Below are 17199 nucleotides of genomic sequence, written 5' to 3'. Positions count from 1 at the left end.
ATGGAGTGGATAAATATTATTATAGTAAGGAGGGGTCTCCTTGCAGATTTCTGAAGAGATTTTAGAAAAAATAAAATCACAAAATGATATTGTGGATGTAATTTCAGAAAGGGTTAGACTAAAAAAGTCAGGGCGAAACTTTACAGGGCTATGTCCTTTTCATAATGAAAAAACACCATCTTTTTCAGTATCACAAGAAAAACAAATATATAAATGTTTTGGATGTGGAGAAGCTGGAAATGTTATTTCATTTGTGATGAAAGAAAAAAATTTACCTTTTGTTGAAGCAGTAAAATATTTAGCCAATAGGGCAAATATTCCTTTGGAAAGTAATAATGGAGAAAAAAGTAAAACAGCAAAAAAGAAAGACTTGTTGTATAGAGTAAACGTAGAAGCAGCAAAGTTTTTCTTTTCTAATCTTATAAATAATCAAAGTGCAAAAGAGTATTTTTTAAATAGAGGAATTAAAGAGCAAACAATTAAAAAGTTTGGATTAGGATTTGCAAATGATAGTTGGAATAGCCTGATGTTTTATTTAAGGAGAAAAGGTGTTAATGATATTTTATTAGAAGAGGCTGGACTTATTTCTGTAAATAAGGAAAAGGGAACAAAATATGATAGGTTTAGAAATAGAGTCATGTTTCCTGTTTTTGATTATCAAGGAAGAGTAATTGGATTTGGTGGAAGAGTACTTGACGATTCAAAGCCTAAGTATTTAAATTCTCCAGAAACTTTAGTTTTCCAAAAGGGAACCAATTTATATGGCTTAAATTTTGCTTTAAAACATAATTTAAATGAAAGGTATTTTATAATTGTTGAAGGATATATGGATTTAATATCTTTACATCAATATGGCATTACTAATGTAGTTGCTTCATTAGGAACTGCACTTACTATTAATCAAGCTAGGCTTTTAAAAAGATATGCAGATAAGGTTATAATTTCTTATGATGCAGATATGGCAGGACAAATGGCAACCTTAAGAGGGCTAGAGATATTAAGAACTGCTGGATTTGATGTTAGAGTGTTAAATATTCCACAAGGAAAGGATCCAGATGAATATGTGCGTAGTAATGGAAGAGAAGCTTTTTTAAAGTTAATTAATTCGGCAGAACCTTTAATTGATTATAGAATGAAAAAAGCTGAAGAGGGAATTGATTTTAAAAATAGCCAATCTTTAATATTATATGCAAAAAGAATTATGGATATAATTTCAGATTTAGATCCTGTGGAAAAGGATGTTTATATTAAAAAGGCATCAGAAAATACTGGTATAAAGGAACAAACTTTATATGATATTCTCAAAAGTAAGATTAAAGTTAGTGGAGAAAATAATTTTAGGAATAATAAGGAAGAATATGGGTCAAAATTATATGTAGAACCTGGATTTTTAAAGGCTGAAAGGGCAATTTTGAAAATTATGTTAGAAAATAAAGAGTATCTACAGTATATAGAGGAAAGAATATTAGAAAACGACTTTATTTTGCTAGAACATAAAGAAATTTTCACTATTATTATGTTAGCTAAAGGGAAAAATATAAATAATATAGATTCCTTTATTGAATCTAAGCTAAATAATACAAAATCTATTGGGGAATTAGTAAAAATTAGAGAAGAGAATATATTCTTTGCAGAGGACATTAAATTTCAAATTAATGATTTTATTAATGAAATACATTCCTATAAATTAAAGCAAAGAATAAATCAACTCAAAAAAGAAGTAAAAATACTTGAAAATCAAGGTAAAATTGAAGAATCAATAAATCTTGCAATAGAACTTTCAAGTCTTACTAAAAAGTTGAAAGAAATTAAGAGAGTATTGTAGTTGGTCATATAACGAAAGGAGGTAGTCAGCTAGTGGAAGAAAAAACTAAAGTAAATAAGAATAAGTCTAAGGATAGCCAAGATAGAAATAATAAAATGAATATTGTTAAAAACTTACTTGATAAGGGTAAGAAAAATGGGGTATTAACATATCAAGAAATTTTGGATGAGGTTGAAAATATAGAACTAAGTCCAGAACAAATTGAAAAAATATATGAAGTTTTAGAATCAATGGGTATAGAAGTTCAAGGTGCAGCTAATGAGATTGATATTGTTGAAGAGGAAATAGATTTATCAGTACCAGAAGGAATTGCAATTGATGACCCTGTAAGAATGTACTTAAAAGAAATAGGAAAGGTCCCTCTATTATCTTCAGAAGAAGAAATGGAACTTGCTAAAAAGATTGAAGAAGGAAGTCAATATGCTAAAAAGAAACTTGCTGAAGCCAATCTTAGACTTGTTGTAAGTATAGCAAAAAGATATGTTGGTAGAGGAATGTTATTCTTAGATTTAATTCAAGAAGGAAATCTTGGATTAATAAAAGCAGTTGAAAAATTTGATTTTAGAAAAGGATTTAAATTTTCAACTTATGCTACATGGTGGATAAGACAAGCGATTACAAGAGCCATAGCTGATCAGGCTAGAACTATTAGAATACCAGTTCACATGGTAGAAACAATTAATAAATTAATAAGAGTTCAAAGACAATTATTACAAGAACTAGGAAGAGATCCATTCCCAGAAGAAATTTCTAAGGTTATGGATTTACCAGTGGAAAAGGTTAGAGAAATTCAAAAAATAGCACAAGAGCCTGTTTCATTAGAAACACCTATAGGTGAAGAGGAAGATTCTCATTTAGGAGATTTTATTCCAGATGATGATGCCCCTGCACCAGCTGAAGCAGCTGCATTTACAATGTTAAAAGAACAATTAATAAATGTATTGGATACTCTTACTCCAAGAGAAGAAAAGGTATTAAGATTAAGATTTGGTTTAGATGATGGAAGAGCTAGAACTCTTGAAGAAGTTGGAAAAGAATTTAATGTAACAAGAGAGAGAATAAGACAAATTGAAGCTAAGGCATTAAGAAAACTTAGACACCCATCTAGAAGTAAGAAACTAAAAGATTACTTAGATTAGTAAAATTAGCACCATAAGTTGGTGCTAATTTTCATATTATATTATTAATTAAATAAATTTTAGAGATTTAACATAATTTAAAAATAGATATATAAATACTTTAAAATAATATTTATATATTGTTGTTTTAAAATAATAACCAAAGATTAAATAATTATAATATTAGAGGTATTAAAAATGGATGTTAGTAAAAGAATTGAATTTATAATCGAAAATTTAGAAAAGGTAAATACCCTTGCAGACATAGGTACTGATCATGGCTATGTGCCTTTAATAGCATTAGAAAGAGAACTTTGTACAAAGGCAATTGCCTGTGATATTAATAAAGACCCATTAGATAAAGCAAGATTAAATGCTATCTTAGAAGGACTTGGAGATGAACTTGAATTTAGATTAGGTGGAGGCTTTGAACCACTTAATATAAATGAAGCAAATGAAGTTGTAATAGCTGGTATGGGAGGAAACTTAATAAGAGATATATTAGAAGCTGATATAGACAAGATAAAATCAGTAGATTATTTAATTTTAGTTCCAGCTCAAAATCCAGAAGTATTAAGGGAATATTTATATACACATAATTATGAGATTATAAAAGAAGATTTATGTTTTGATGAAGGTATATATTATGAATTATTTAAGGTAAGAAGTGCAGAAGGAAATGTAACTGAATTAGATAGTATATATTATGAAATAAGTCCTGTATTATTAAAAAGTAAAAATCCATTAATGAAGGATTATTTACAATTTAAATTAGATGAATATAATAGAATATTAGGATTTATAACAGAAGCTACTGTTGCTGCAAATAAAAGAAGAGAAGAAATAAAAGAAAAAATAAATATTATTACTTCTATGTTAAATTATATATAAGGTGAATTTATGAAAAAGGTAAATGATATAATTAAGGTAATGGAAAAAATAGCTCCACCTTATTTAAAGGAAGACTTTGATAATGTAGGTTTAATGGTTGGAGACAGAGATAAGTGTGTTAAAAGGGTGTTATTGGCTTTAGATTGTACACTTAAGGTTATTGAGGAAGCTAAAGAAAAAAATATTGATTTAATAATAACGCATCATCCTCTTATATTTAGAAAACCTAATAATATTACTACAGATACATTACAAGGTAAGAAAATTATAGAACTTATAAAAAATGATATTTCTCTTTATTCAAGTCATACTAATTTAGATTCAGTAGAAGAGGGATTAAATCACACTATAGTATCTATATTAGGATTTGAAAACTCTAAGATATTGGAAAAAAATAAGAGAGAAGAAAGTGCTGGACTTGGAAGAATAGTAGAGTTACAAAATACAATTAATTTAGAAGAGTTAATTAAAAAAGTTAAAAATGATTTAAAAATTAATAATTTAAGGGTTGTTAAAGGAAATGACAGTGTTTCTAAAATTGCAATAATAAATGGAAGTGGTCAAGATTTTATAGGTAAGGCAGTGAGACTAGGTGTTGATACTGTAATTACTGGAGATACAACTTATCATTTTGCTTCTGATTATAAAGAAATGGGAATAAATATTTTAGATGTTGGACATTTTGGATCAGAACAACTGATTTTCTTTAATGTAATGAAAAAATTAAAAGAAAAATTTATAGATGTTGAATTTATAACTTCAAATGTTGAAGAAGATCCATTTATTTTTTATTAAGTATAAAGTATAAGGATTACTTAACGGTAATGCTTATACTTTTTTTATTATTAAAATTATAATTTATTTAAACTTAAGATTTTGTAAGATTTTCTTAAATGGTATTTAAAATATAAATCCTATAATAAAATTAAAGTTTTTATTATAGGAGATGCAAAAATGAAAAGAAAGAGTAGATTTAAAAGAAATTTATTAATTAGCATGATATTAATTGCTGTAATATGGTATTTAAAAAATTATAACAAGAGTGAAGCAGTAAGTATAAAAAATATTAATAGTGATTTTTCAAGAGTTATAGTGAGTAAAAATTATGAATTAGGAGAAGATTATAAACCTAGTAATTTACAAAAGCCAAATATAATTTTTGCAGATGAATCTACAGATGAAGAAAGACTGGTAGATGGAATTATTAAAGAACCATTAGAAAATTTAGTGAGGGCAGCAAAAAATGATGGGATAATATTGTTAGGTAATTCGGGATATAGATCTTATGATACACAAAAGGAACTTTATAATATGAGAGTTTTATCTGACGGTAAACAAATGGCAGATAAATATGTTGCTAAGGCAGGATTTAGTGAGCATCAAACAGGTTTAGCTATTGATCTTACAAATGAATATAGATATTTTGTAAAGGGAACAAATGAAGCAGAATGGCTAGAAAATAATTGTTACAAATATGGGTTTATTATTAGGTACCCAGAGGGAAAAGAAAGTATAACAGGGGTAGCTTATGAACCATGGCATATAAGATATGTTGGAGAAGAAGTTTCAAGGTATATTTATGAGAATAATATCACATTAGAAGAATATTTAGGTAAATAATATGGAAGAATTTAAAATGAAATTTAAATTAAAGTGAAAATTTACGGAGGAAATATGAATAATAATATTTTAGTAGTAGATGATGAAAAAGAAATAAGAGAGTTATTAAATATAAACCTTATAAATGAAGGATTTAATGTATTTAAGGCTGGATGTGGTAAGGAGGCCTTAGAAATTATAGATAATGAGGAAATTAATTTAATGGTTCTTGATGTGATGATGCCAGATATATATGGACTTGAGGTATGTAGAAGAGTTAGAGAAAAATATAATATTCCAATTCTTATGTTAAGTGCAAAGGTTGAAGATATAGATAGAATACAAGGAATTATGACTGGTGCAGATGATTACTTATGTAAGCCATTTAATTCATTAGAACTTATTGTTAGAATAAGAGCCTTACTTAGAAGAACTTATTTTTTAAATTCTCAATTTAAAAAAATAGATGATGATGTTATACATGTAGGTTCTATTATAATTGATAAAAATAAGCATATAGTTAAGGTTAATAATGAAGAGATTAATTTAACTGCAAGGGAATTTGATATATTATATCTTTTAGCCACTAATAGAGGTAAAGTTTTTAGTGCTGAAGAAATATTTAAAAAGGTTTGGAGAGAAATATATTTTCAATCAAATAATACTGTTATGGTTCATATGAGTAGAATACGGGACAAATTAGAGGCTCATACAAGTGGAGAAAAAATAATTCATACAGTATGGGGAGTAGGATATAAAATTGAAAAATAATAGATTAATTATATATTATTTAAAGGAAATGTTAAAAATGATAATAGCTTTAGTTTTAATGGGCATAAGCCTATTTATAATAAAAGTTGCATTAGATTATTGCTATAGATATTATAGTATAAAGATAATAAATTTGATGTGGTATTATTGGAGACAAATAAAGGGAACATTGTTTGGTGATATTATTTTTATAGCAATTGGATTTTCTTTATTTTTTATTTGGTATGTTATTTTATCTTATAGAGATAAAAATGGATTAGTTGAAATTATTAAAGAAACAGAAATTATGGCAAATGGTGATTTAGATAGAGTTATTAAACCTAAGGCTGATGGTGAAATTAAGGAACTAAGTGAAAATATTAATAAGTTATCTACTGCACTTAAAAATTTAACTATAGAAGAGAGAAGAGCTCAAAAAACAAAGAATGACTTAATAACTAATGTTTCACATGATTTAAGAACTCCTTTAACTTCTATATTAGGATATTTAGAATTTATTGATTCTGATAAATATAAGGATGAATTAGAATTAAGGTATTATGTAAATATTGCATATGAAAAATCTAAAAGCTTAAACTTACTTATAAATGATTTATTTGAGCTTACAAAATTACAAAATGATAGTATAAGCATAAATAAAAGTAAAATAAATTTAGTTGATTTATTAGGGCAGATAATTGCATATTTTGAGTATCAATTTAAAACTTCTAAAATGAAATCTAGAATAAAATTTTCACAAGAAAAGTTAATTATAAATGCAGATGGTGAAAAGTTAGTTAGAGCTTTTGAAAATTTATTAAGCAATGCAATTAAGTATGGAAGTGATGGATATTTTGTAGATATAATTACAAAGAGGGAAGAAGACAGGGCTGTTGTTCAAATAATTAATTATGGAGACCCAATACCATCAATTGATTTACCTCATATTTTTGATAGATTTTATAGAGTTGAAAAATCAAGAAATAGTAATATAGGTGGCTCAGGATTAGGGTTAGCTATTACTAAAAACATTATAGAGTTACATAGTGGAAGTATATTTGCTTATAGTGATACTGAAAAAACTATATTTGAAATTAAGCTACCAATTATAGAATAAAAAAGAAAAACACTAGGCATTAACCTAGTGTTTTTCATAATGCGAGATGATCCGTAAGCGGAGTTCTGTATTAAGCAATCATCTATCTAGGCTTATTGTTGCCAATAAGCTCAAGCGACACACCACATGGCGGGACGGGCAATCCCATAATGCCATTACTCGGTCTTGCTCCAGGTGGGGTTTACATAGCCATGATGTCACCACCATGCTGGTGAGCTCTTACCTCGCCTTTCCACCCTTACCAGTCACAAAAGTGAATTCAGTTTAAAAAACTTCTGGCGGTATATCTCTGTTGCACTATCCTTCAAGTCGCCTTGACTGGCCGTTAACCAGCACCCTGCCCTATGGAGCTCCGACTTTCCTCTCCTAGCTTTAAAGCTAGCAGCGATTGCATGTATCACTCGCACGACTTATGATAACATATATTATTAAATATTACAAATAAATTTTATACAAAAGTTAAGATTAAAAATAACATTACAATTATTATCCAACTATATATACCTATACCTGAAAATAATAATGTTATTCCCATAAGTATTAAAATACAAATTCTAGCTTTAGGGTTTGGGCAATTTGGTTGTTTAGGTTTAGCAGAAGGTGTTTTAATTGCACAGATTATTTGATCTACAGTTTCCTTAATTACCTTTCCCCAGTCAGTTTTCTTAGACATTATTTCAACTCCAGCGATTGTTATTATTATAATATATGCCTAATTATTATAATAAAGAAATAAAAGTTTCATATATGTTGAGCTTTATTGATTTATAATATTAATAAAAAGTTAATATAAATTCCATAAAAAGTGCATTTTTTTAGATTACAATTAAATTTATAAAGTTTATTAGGAGTTGAATATAAAAGTGAAAAACAAGAAGATATTTTATGGTGTTGCAATAATTTTTATATTAACTTTTATGGTAGCTACTATATTTTTATTTAAAGATAAAGTAGCATTAGATTTTAGTATAGAAAAAATGCAAAGAATTATTGAGAGTAAAAAATTTTCAGAATTAATATTTATAAGCTTGTGGTATTTAAGATTAATTTTATTTATACCAGGAGTTACATTAATGATATTAGGTGGCTTAATCTTTGATCCAAGCAAAGCATTTTTATTATCTATGATAGGAATAGTTTTAAGTGATATTTTAGTGTTTTTACTTGCTAAAAGTAAATTATTAAGTGGTTTTAGAAATAAATTAGAAAACAAGTATAAAGATATTATAGATTTAATAGAAAAATATAATTATAAAATATTAGGAATAGGAGTTTTATGTCCAGTTGCACCTACTGATGCAATTGTGTTTTTATCTTCATATGTTGGAATGAAATTCAGTAGATTTTTAGTAGTTTTTATTATAGCTAATATACCTGCATTATTTTTATATAGTAATTTAGGAGAAAGCTTTCAAGATTCAAATATGAACACTATATTTATAATAATTACACTAATTATTAGTGGAATATTATCTATAAAATTATGGAATAACTTAAAAAGAAAAAAAGTAAGTACAATTTAGAAAAAGTAAAATATTAAACTAATTAAGTTTCACGAATAATTGAATAAGTATATAATGAAGTATAAACATAAGATAAGGAGAGGGTATGTGGGACATAATAAATCATTTAAAAAAAATAATAGATTTGAATATGAAAAAGAAGAAAAATTTAAGTTAAGTGAAGAAGATATAAAAGAATTATCATTACTTAATAGTTCACTAATATCAACTTATCTATTTACAATATCAGATATAATATTTTATGAGTCAACTATTAATGCAATTAAATATATACTAAGTAAAGATTATTATGAAAAGAAGATTGGAGAAATTAAAGCAGTTGAAGCTGGTTATTTAGAATTAATATCAAAATTAATATTGGTAAATGTTGATATATCAAGATATAATTATCTGTGCAAAAAAAATATAGATGGAAAAAAAGAACGTTTATTAAAACCAGAATTAGATATAACTATAGGAGATGAATTTCAAGTATTAACATACTTCTTTATTTATATTGGTTTTTTAGGAAATTATAATTTAAATAATATTAAGGATATTTCCATAGATTCTAATAAAGAGTTATCATTAATGATTTCGCAGTTATATGCTATAAATATAAAGTTTTATGCAGATTATCTTGCATATATAGCAATTTTAGAAAGTATACAGCTAGTTTCTGAAAAATATAAAGCTAATAAAAAAAGAAAATTAAATCCAGATATTCCTGCAATTCAATCATCTATTTTTTATTTATTATCAAGAGTAATACTTGCTAATTTAGCTTTTACTAGATATGATGAATTATATAAAAAATATGGTAAAACACAATTTAAGAATTTATTACAACCTAGTGTATCAATAAATGTAGGCAACATTTTTGGGATAGTAGGTGGTATTTATATATTAGTAAGTTTTATGGAACGTTACGAGAGAAATATTACTGGACCTATATTTGGAATATAAAATTAAAGAAGCAGTTGTATTATATTGAAAATTTTTAGTTCAATATAATACAACTAATTTTAATTATATAAAATTTTTAGAAATAACATATAGAATAAACCATTTTTATAAAAGATTACTCTATTGTGGTTAATGAATCTATAAGTTCTCTAACTTTCCATTCATCTTTTAAATCTGTCATAGTAAGTATTGTATCTCCAGCTTTAATTACTGTATTACCTTTTGGAACTATAGTATCCTCCCCACGTTTAATTGATACAATAAGAGTATTTTCAGGTAGTTTAATAGAACTTAAAGGAGTATTTTCTATTTTAGATCCAAAATGAACTACATTAGTTATAATAAGCTTTTTATTACTATGACTATGGTAATCATTAATGTTATTTTTAAGTAAAAGATTTTCAAGTAATGAATCATATATAGGAGCACTTTTTAGGAAATCAGCAACTATATATGCTATTATGGAAACTATTGTAAGAGATAATAAATGTGTAAATGAGCCTGTCATTTCAGTTATTAATATTATTCCTGTTATTGGTGCACGAACTATTGCAGTAAAGTACCCAGCCATAGATAATATTATAAAATTATTAAAAAGTTCAGCATTAATTCCAAGATAATTTATTGAAATATATCCAAATACAGCACCAAATGTTCCTCCTATTATAAGAAGAGGAAAAAATATTCCACCGGGAGCACCAGAACCAAAGCTTATTATTGAAAATAAAAACTTAGCTATTAATATTACTAATAAAAGAGTTAGAGTTGTGTTAAGGTTAAGCTCTTCTAAAACTGCATGCCCCCCACATAAAACAACGGGAAATAATAATCCTATTATTCCAGCCAATAAAAATGGAATCATTAATTTAACGGAGGTTGAACATTTTAATTTATTATATAAATTTTGTGTTTTTAATGTAAACCAATTATAAAAAGCACCAAATACACCTAATAAAATACCCAAAATTAATAAAAGCCAATAATTTTCTAAAGGAATTGGAATTGTATCGGCAAAATGGAATACTGGTTCAAGTCCAAAAAAATGTTTAGAAACAAAGTCAGAAACTATAGCAGAAGTTATTGTTGATAATAAAACTAAAGGAGAAAAATATTTGTATATTTCTTCTAATGAAAATAATACTCCAGATAATGGCGCATTAAATGCAGCTGCTAATCCAGCAGTAGCACCACTACTAATTAACAATCTTCTTTCCAATCTTGTGCTTTTAAGTTTTTTACTCATTATATCACCCATGCAAGCTCCAAGTTGAACAGATGGACCTTCTCGACCTAAAGATAATCCTGAAATAATTGATAAAGTTCCGCCTATAAATTTATTAATTAGTATAGAAAAAGGTCTATTTTTTAAATATCCACCCATTATTCCTTTAACTTGAGGTATACCACTACCACTTATATAAGGTTCTTTATCTATAAGTTTTCCAATTATAAAGGCAAAAATAATTAAAATAATAAACCAAATAGGAATAAGATAAATATTACGTTTAATATAGTTATAAATAAAAAAAGCAAAATCTTCGGCGTATGATAATGCAAAGCGATATATTATAACTATAAATGATGTTATTATACCAACTAATAAACTTTTTAAAACTAATTTTAAGTTATTTTGTTCTGTATCAGTAATTACATCAAAGTTTTTCATTTTGCTATCACCTCAATTAATAGTATAGCTTTTTTATAATAACTAGAAAAGTAAATATATTTAATAATCATAATAAAAAATGATATATCAGCAAATAATTTAGATAATTAAAAATTAATAATGTGGGGAAATATATTAATGTAGCATCTAAGCAAACTCAGATATTTAAATTAAAAAAATGCAAAGGAGGGAGTATAATGAAAATAACTTTTAAAGGTAATCCTGTTACACTTGTCGGTGAAACTCTTAAAGTTGGAGATGATGCACCAGACTTTTTAGTAGTTGATAATGATTTAAATGATATCACTTTAAAGGAAACATCAGGTCTAAGAATATTTTTAACTGTACCATCCATAGATACCCCAGTATGTGATACTGAAGTTAGAAAATTTAATAAAGAAGCTACTAATCTTAAAGATGTTACAGTATATGTTATATCAATGGATTTACCATTTGCTCAAACAAGATGGTGTGGAAATGCGGGAATAGATAAAGTTAAAACAGTTTCAGATTATAAACAAAAAAGTTTTGGTAAGAAATACGGTGTTTTAATAGAAGAACTTTGTTTATTAGCACGTGCTATTTTTATTATTGATGAAAATAATAAGATTAAGTATGTGGAATATTGTAAGGAAATTTCTAGTGAACCAGATTATGAAAGTGCTTTGAATGCAATAAGATAAATTTTATTTTAAGAGGTGTTAATATGAGTATAAAAGAAAGAATAGAAGAAATGAAAATACACCATGAAGAAAGAAAAGAAGAAAGACATGAAAGACATGAGGAAAAGAAATTTGCTCATCAACTAAAACATCAAATGAAGGAAGAATTAAAAGAAGAAGAGAGAGCTGAAAAAGAAGCTTATCACGAATTGTATCATCAACTAAAAGAAGATGGGGACAAAGCTGCAGCTAGTGAATTAAAAGAAGAATATAAAGAACATAAGAGAGAAGAAAGAGAAGCTAAACATGAGTTTAAAAAAGAGGCTAGAGCTGAGAGAAAAGAAGAGAGACATGAGCATCATGAGTTAAAGAAGGAAAATAGAGAATTAAATCGTGAAGCAAAACATCAATTAAAAGAAGAAAAGAAAGATTATAAACAAGAAGAAAAAGACGCAAAAAAAATGGCAAAAGAAATAGATAAAGATATAAGAGAATTAGAAAAAGAAGATAGAAAAGAACAAAAAGAGTTTGCAAAAGAGTTAAAGAAGCAAATGGAAAAAGAAATGTAATAAAATATGTTAAAGTTATACATAGAATAAATTGAAAATAATAAAATACATAAGAAATTTTATAATATATAATAAAAATATAAGGAAATAAATTGTCAAGTTAGATAATGTTACAAAAAGTAAAAGGTATATTTGTAAGTATTATATATGGATGAAAACAGTTACAAGAGTTATAATGAATATATCAAGTAAAGTCGATTTATGGGAGGAATAAAAATGGCAAATTTATCATTAAAACATATTTATAAAATATATCAAGGTGACGTAACAGCGGTTAAGGATTTTAATTTAGAAATTGAAGATAAAGAATTTATAGTATTTGTTGGACCATCAGGATGTGGTAAGTCAACTACATTAAGAATGATTGCTGGTCTTGAAGATATTTCAAAGGGAGAGCTATATATAGGGGACAAGCTAGTGAATGATGTAGAACCTAAAGAAAGAGATATAGCAATGGTTTTCCAAAACTATGCCTTATATCCTCATATGACTGTTTTTGATAACATGGCATTTGCATTAAAATTAAGAAAGGTTCCAAAGGCTGAAATTGAAGAAAAAGTTAGAGAAGCAGCAAAAATATTAGATATTGAACATTTATTAAAAAGAAAGCCAAAGGCTTTATCAGGAGGACAAAGACAAAGGGTTGCTTTAGGAAGAGCAATTGTTAGACATCCAAAAGTATTCTTGATGGACGAGCCTTTATCAAATTTAGATGCTAAATTAAGAGTACAAATGAGAACGGAAATTATAAAGTTATATAGAAAATTACAGACTACATTTATATATGTAACACATGACCAAGTAGAAGCTATGACTATGGGTACTAGAATTGTAGTTATGAAAGATGGTGTTATTCAACAAGTAGATTCACCACAAAATATATACAATTATCCTGCTAATGTTTTCGTTGCTGGGTTTATTGGAAGCCCACAAATGAACTTCTTAGAAGGTAGAATTGAAAGAGAAGGCAATGAAATTTTTGCAGTATTTGGAGATAATGCAATAGTGTTACCTAAGGAAAAAGCTAATACTTTAATTAAAGAAGGATACATTGGAAAAACTGTTACACTAGGTATAAGACCAGAACATTTAGATGATGATGCAGAACTTATAGCAGCAAATCCAAATAGCATAGTTAAAGGAAATGTAGAAGTTATAGAGCTTATGGGAGCAGAAAGTTATATTTATACTAAGTGTGGAAGGGATTCATTGAATGTAAGAGTTGAAGGAACAACTGAATTAAAAATTGGTGAAGTTGCAAAACTTTACTTAAGATCAGAAAAATTACATGTATTTGATAAGGAAACACAAATAAGAATTGTATAATTCTAATTTATTTATTGGGGGATAGAGTATGGAGTGTATTGAGAAGCTTGTAAATGAAATATACAACAATTGTAAAATACCATTCCAATTAATAATTAATGATGTAGGAGAATTTTCCACACCTCAATTTAAATTAGTACAGAATAACTTAGAAAAATATTTTAGTTATAATAACACTAAGTGTTGTATTAGAGCAAATACAACACTTGGTGTTACAATTGATTTATTAAAATTTTGTATAGAAGAAAAGTTGAGTGATGTATATTTAAATAAAAATAGCATAGTTTCATTATTATTAAGTGGAGAGAAAGTAGACAACAAGATAATAAGATTAACGTGGCCAATTATAGAAAAAGATTTTAATCTAATTAATATATATATGGAGAATTATAGTGAGGAATTATTATTATTTATAAAACAACCTTATTTAAATACTGATATTGAAATATTGTTTTACAATGGAAATATAATTATGATCGGTAAATTTGAAGATACATTAGAGCATGTTCAAAGTATAAAAGCTACAATAGAGAGTATAATATCAGGAAAATGCTACATAAGTTATTGTAAAGTTGATAATTATTTAGATTTAAAGAAAAGCTATGAAAATACTTGTTATAAAATTGATTTAGGAATTAAATATAATATTATTGAAAATATATTTGATAGCAATAAACTTATATTAGAAGGAATAATAGATTCTGTATCTGATGAAATGAAAAATGACATATATGAAAGATTTAAAAAGGGAATATCAAAATTGGATAATGAAATGATTAGAACTATAGAAGTATTTTTTAAATATGGATTAAATTTAAGTGAAGCTGCAAAGGAATTGTATATTCATCGAAATACTTTAATATATAGATTAGATAAGATTCAAAAATATACTAATTATGATATAAGAAATTTTAACGAAGCTGTATTATTAAAAATAATTTTATTTATTTGGAAAGAAAAAAAGTGAAAAAACACTTGAAAATGTTTTCAAATAGAGGTATAATAAATTTTGAAATGATATACACACACTTGAGCAAAAGTTACATTAAGAATTTTATTTCTATCAAGATTCATTGTTAATCTTGATAGAAATAAATTAAAAACAATCGGTAACGATACCAATAGGTTTTTATTTTAAATATATTCTTTTGGGGGGAAATATTGTGAGTCTTATAGAACATGTTGTAAATGATATATATTACGAATCTAAAATAGAGTTTCAATTAATTATAGATAGGATAGGTATATATACTTCTCCAAAACTTAGTATCCAAAAAAATTATACAAAAAAAACCACAGAGTATAAAGGGATTACATACACTCTAATAACGGATGAAGAATATATTAATTTATTAACATGTTTATTAGAAAGTAGGCTTGATAATATAATATTTAAAAAGAATAGTTCAATTATAAATTTATTAGATGAAAAAAGAGAGCTAATATTTGAAAATAGTAGGCTTTCTGTAGAAGAATTAATAGATTCTATTGCAGAAAAAAGAAAAGATGAAAGAGTTAATGATTTTAACTTTGCATTATCAAAATTAGATAATGAAATGATTAGAACTATTGAAGTATTTTTTAAATGTGGATTAAATTTAAGTGAAGCTGCAAAGGAATTGTATATTCACAGAAATACTTTGATATATAGATTAGATAAAATACAAAAAATTACCTCTTATGATATAAGAGAATTTAATAATGCAATGATTTTTAAAATAATATTTTTATATAATAAGAAGAAAAAAATAATTTAATAGTTGAAAAAGTCTAAAAAATAAGATACAATTATAGCTGGAAACGATACCGCAGGGTTGGAAAATAAATTTTAATTTGCATAAATATAGATATAATTAATTTATAGTTTAATACGTAAAACTACTATACTTTTAAATAAAGTATTTTTAATTAAGTAGGCTTAATAGTTAACTTTATTAACTTGTATTGAAATGTAATTCCTAGCTTAGTATTCTTTATAAAAGATAGCTAAGTAGGCTTAACTAAAACTTATTATGATTTCCTATTATGTGGAAGCTTAAATATAAAACTATGTTAAAGAATTTATTATTCTTTTAACAATAAGTTTAATAATTAGGTAACGATGGCAGATAATTATTTAAGATATTTTTCAAGGGAGTTTTATAAATGAATATAAGGGATATTGCAAGAATATCAGGAGTAGGTGTTAGTACTGTATCTAGAGTATTAAATAATCATCCTGATGTTAAAGAAAGTACAAGAGAAAAAGTTTTACATGTAATAAAAGAAAGTAATTACGTTCCTAATAATAGTGCAAGAATATTAAAACAACATAATACTAAAAATATAGGAGTGCTAGTTAAAGGGGTTTTTAATCCATTCTTTTCTGAACTTATAAATGTTATAGGAAGTAAAATAAATGAAAATAAGTATACAATGATACTTCAACAAAATGATTATGCATTAGAGCAAGAAGTTGAAAATATTATTTCATTTGTAAAAGAAAAGAGATTGCAAGGAATAATATGCCTAGGAGGCAATTTTATAGATTTAGATGATGATAGTTTTAAAAATATTGATGTACCAATTGTATTAACATCTGTTAATGCAGTATCACCTACTGGTAAGGATAAATATTCTACAGTTGGGATAAATAATTTACAATCGGCATATGATGCTACAAATTATTTAATAAAAAAAGGTCATAAAAATATAGCATTAATGATTGGTGAAGAAAATGATTTTTGTATTAGCTGGTGGAGATATAAAGGATACGTTAAAGCACTAAGGGATAATAATATTGAACCAAACAATGATAATCTTATCATAGGAGATTATGACAGTAAAATTGCTTACGAAGTAACATTAGATTTTTTAAAAAGACGAAAGGATATTACAGCTATATTTGCAATTTCTGACTTTATGGCAATTGGTGTTGCTAAGGCTGTAACAGATAGTGGATTAACTGTTGGAAAAGATATATCAATAGTTGGATTTGATGGTATGAACATAAGTTGTTATTATAATCCTGGTATTACTACTGTAAAACAGCCAATAGAAGAAATGGCTATAAAGAGCGTAAATATTTTATTTGATCTTTTAAAAGAGAAATGTGAAAATAAACATGTTTTATTAAACACAGAATTAATAGAACGAGAATCATGTGCAGATTTAAATTTAATTAAAAATATTTAGTTAAATATTAATTAATATATATAATAAAATTTAT

17 protein-coding genes and 1 other RNA gene are annotated in these 17199 nt (G+C 25.9%); 15 read left to right on the top strand and 3 right to left on the bottom strand.

Going from position 1 to position 17199, the window contains the following annotated elements:
- Positions 1-40: 40 nt before the first annotated feature.
- The 7 genes from dnaG (at position 41) to QZ321_RS05180 (ending at position 7300) form a co-directional block, all read left to right on the top strand.
- Positions 41-1825, top strand: a complete 1785-nt coding sequence (dnaG, locus tag QZ321_RS05210; protein WP_291746050.1) for a DNA primase — start codon at positions 41-43, stop codon at positions 1823-1825.
- A gap of 32 nt (positions 1826-1857) precedes the next feature.
- Entirely contained in the window at positions 1858-2964 is a 1107-nt protein-coding gene (gene rpoD, locus QZ321_RS05205) for an RNA polymerase sigma factor RpoD (protein WP_291746048.1), read from the top strand.
- Positions 2965-3141: 177 nt separating this feature from the next.
- Entirely contained in the window at positions 3142-3834 is a 693-nt protein-coding gene (locus QZ321_RS05200; RefSeq protein ID WP_291746045.1) for a class I SAM-dependent methyltransferase, read from the top strand.
- A 9-nt stretch (positions 3835-3843) separates the two neighbouring features.
- Positions 3844-4629, top strand: a complete 786-nt coding sequence (locus QZ321_RS05195; protein WP_291746040.1) for a Nif3-like dinuclear metal center hexameric protein — start codon at positions 3844-3846, stop codon at positions 4627-4629.
- 159 nt (positions 4630-4788) lie between these two features.
- Entirely contained in the window at positions 4789-5454 is a 666-nt protein-coding gene (locus QZ321_RS05190; RefSeq protein WP_291746037.1) for a M15 family metallopeptidase, read from the top strand.
- Positions 5455-5508: 54 nt separating this feature from the next.
- The gene (locus QZ321_RS05185) at positions 5509-6204 is read left to right on the top strand and encodes a response regulator transcription factor (protein WP_291746035.1); all 696 of its coding nucleotides are present in this window, start codon (positions 5509-5511) and stop codon (positions 6202-6204) included.
- Positions 6194-7300 (top strand): ATP-binding protein, encoded by a 1107-nt coding sequence (locus QZ321_RS05180; RefSeq protein ID WP_291746032.1) that lies wholly within the window; start codon positions 6194-6196, stop codon positions 7298-7300. Before QZ321_RS05185 ends, QZ321_RS05180 begins: the two co-directional genes overlap by 11 nt.
- A 38-nt stretch (positions 7301-7338) precedes the next feature.
- Here the strand turns inward: QZ321_RS05180 and rnpB are convergent.
- An RNA gene (gene rnpB / locus QZ321_RS05175) (RNase P RNA component class A) lies at positions 7339-7704 on the bottom strand.
- 44 nt (positions 7705-7748) lie between these two features.
- Positions 7749-7973, bottom strand: coding sequence for a hypothetical protein (locus QZ321_RS05170; protein ID WP_291744032.1), 225 nt, complete (start codon positions 7971-7973; stop codon positions 7749-7751).
- A 190-nt stretch (positions 7974-8163) separates the two neighbouring features.
- Between QZ321_RS05170 and QZ321_RS05165 the strand changes: the two genes are divergently transcribed.
- Together QZ321_RS05165 and QZ321_RS05160 are read left to right on the top strand one after the other, a co-directional pair.
- Positions 8164-8823 (top strand): VTT domain-containing protein, encoded by a 660-nt coding sequence (locus QZ321_RS05165; RefSeq protein WP_291746030.1) that lies wholly within the window; start codon positions 8164-8166, stop codon positions 8821-8823.
- Between the two features lie 87 nt (positions 8824-8910).
- Positions 8911-9768 (top strand): hypothetical protein, encoded by an 858-nt coding sequence (locus QZ321_RS05160; RefSeq protein WP_291746028.1) that lies wholly within the window; start codon positions 8911-8913, stop codon positions 9766-9768.
- A 115-nt stretch (positions 9769-9883) separates the two neighbouring features.
- Here QZ321_RS05160 and QZ321_RS05155 read toward each other — a convergent pair whose 3' ends face one another.
- Positions 9884-11434: a ClC family H(+)/Cl(-) exchange transporter gene (locus QZ321_RS05155; RefSeq protein WP_291746025.1), complete on the bottom strand. Its 1551-nt coding sequence runs from the start codon at positions 11432-11434 to the stop codon at positions 9884-9886.
- Between the two features lie 197 nt (positions 11435-11631).
- On the opposite strand from QZ321_RS05155, the gene tpx reads away from it, so the two are divergent.
- From tpx to QZ321_RS05125, 6 genes are all read left to right on the top strand, one after another.
- Complete coding sequence (tpx, locus tag QZ321_RS05150; protein WP_291746023.1) at positions 11632-12117, top strand: thiol peroxidase; 486 nt, start codon at positions 11632-11634, stop codon at positions 12115-12117.
- Positions 12118-12140: 23 nt separating this feature from the next.
- Positions 12141-12665, top strand: a complete 525-nt coding sequence (locus QZ321_RS05145; protein WP_291746020.1) for a hypothetical protein — start codon at positions 12141-12143, stop codon at positions 12663-12665.
- A gap of 216 nt (positions 12666-12881) precedes the next feature.
- Positions 12882-13991 carry a sn-glycerol-3-phosphate ABC transporter ATP-binding protein UgpC gene (gene ugpC, locus QZ321_RS05140; RefSeq protein WP_291746018.1) on the top strand — a complete coding sequence of 370 codons (1110 nt, stop codon included), beginning with the start codon at positions 12882-12884 and terminating at the stop codon, positions 13989-13991.
- A 28-nt stretch (positions 13992-14019) separates the two neighbouring features.
- Entirely contained in the window at positions 14020-14958 is a 939-nt protein-coding gene (locus tag QZ321_RS05135; protein WP_291744439.1) for a helix-turn-helix domain-containing protein, read from the top strand.
- Between the two features lie 196 nt (positions 14959-15154).
- Positions 15155-15748, top strand: a complete 594-nt coding sequence (locus tag QZ321_RS05130; RefSeq protein WP_291746015.1) for a CdaR family transcriptional regulator — start codon at positions 15155-15157, stop codon at positions 15746-15748.
- A 388-nt stretch (positions 15749-16136) separates the two neighbouring features.
- Positions 16137-17165 (top strand): LacI family DNA-binding transcriptional regulator, encoded by a 1029-nt coding sequence (locus QZ321_RS05125; protein ID WP_291746012.1) that lies wholly within the window; start codon positions 16137-16139, stop codon positions 17163-17165.
- Positions 17166-17199: the final 34 nt, after the last annotated feature.

Source organism: uncultured Clostridium sp., from assembly GCF_910588715.1.
Taxonomy (GTDB): domain Bacteria; phylum Bacillota; class Clostridia; order Clostridiales; family Clostridiaceae; genus Clostridium.
Note: the sequence above shows the minus strand (reverse complement) of the source record. Positions and strands in the feature narration are given on the sequence as shown.

Excerpts from the sequence above, each read along its gene's own strand:
- QZ321_RS05200 (WP_291746045.1), top strand. The coding sequence starts at position 3,142 with ATGGATGTTAGTAAAAGAATTGAATTTATAATCGAAAATTTAGAAAAG.
- QZ321_RS05195 (WP_291746040.1), top strand. The coding sequence starts at position 3,844 with ATGAAAAAGGTAAATGATATAATTAAGGTAATGGAAAAAATAGCTCCA.
- QZ321_RS05190 (WP_291746037.1), top strand. The coding sequence starts at position 4,789 with ATGAAAAGAAAGAGTAGATTTAAAAGAAATTTATTAATTAGCATGATA.
- QZ321_RS05185 (WP_291746035.1), top strand. The coding sequence starts at position 5,509 with ATGAATAATAATATTTTAGTAGTAGATGATGAAAAAGAAATAAGAGAG.
- QZ321_RS05170 (WP_291744032.1), bottom strand. The coding sequence starts at position 7,973 with ATGTCTAAGAAAACTGACTGGGGAAAGGTAATTAAGGAAACTGTAGAT.
- QZ321_RS05155 (WP_291746025.1), bottom strand. The coding sequence starts at position 11,434 with ATGAAAAACTTTGATGTAATTACTGATACAGAACAAAATAACTTAAAA.
- tpx (WP_291746023.1), top strand. The coding sequence starts at position 11,632 with ATGAAAATAACTTTTAAAGGTAATCCTGTTACACTTGTCGGTGAAACT.
- QZ321_RS05145 (WP_291746020.1), top strand. The coding sequence starts at position 12,141 with ATGAGTATAAAAGAAAGAATAGAAGAAATGAAAATACACCATGAAGAA.
- ugpC (WP_291746018.1), top strand. The coding sequence starts at position 12,882 with ATGGCAAATTTATCATTAAAACATATTTATAAAATATATCAAGGTGAC.
- QZ321_RS05135 (WP_291744439.1), top strand. The coding sequence starts at position 14,020 with ATGGAGTGTATTGAGAAGCTTGTAAATGAAATATACAACAATTGTAAA.
- QZ321_RS05125 (WP_291746012.1), top strand. The coding sequence starts at position 16,137 with ATGAATATAAGGGATATTGCAAGAATATCAGGAGTAGGTGTTAGTACT.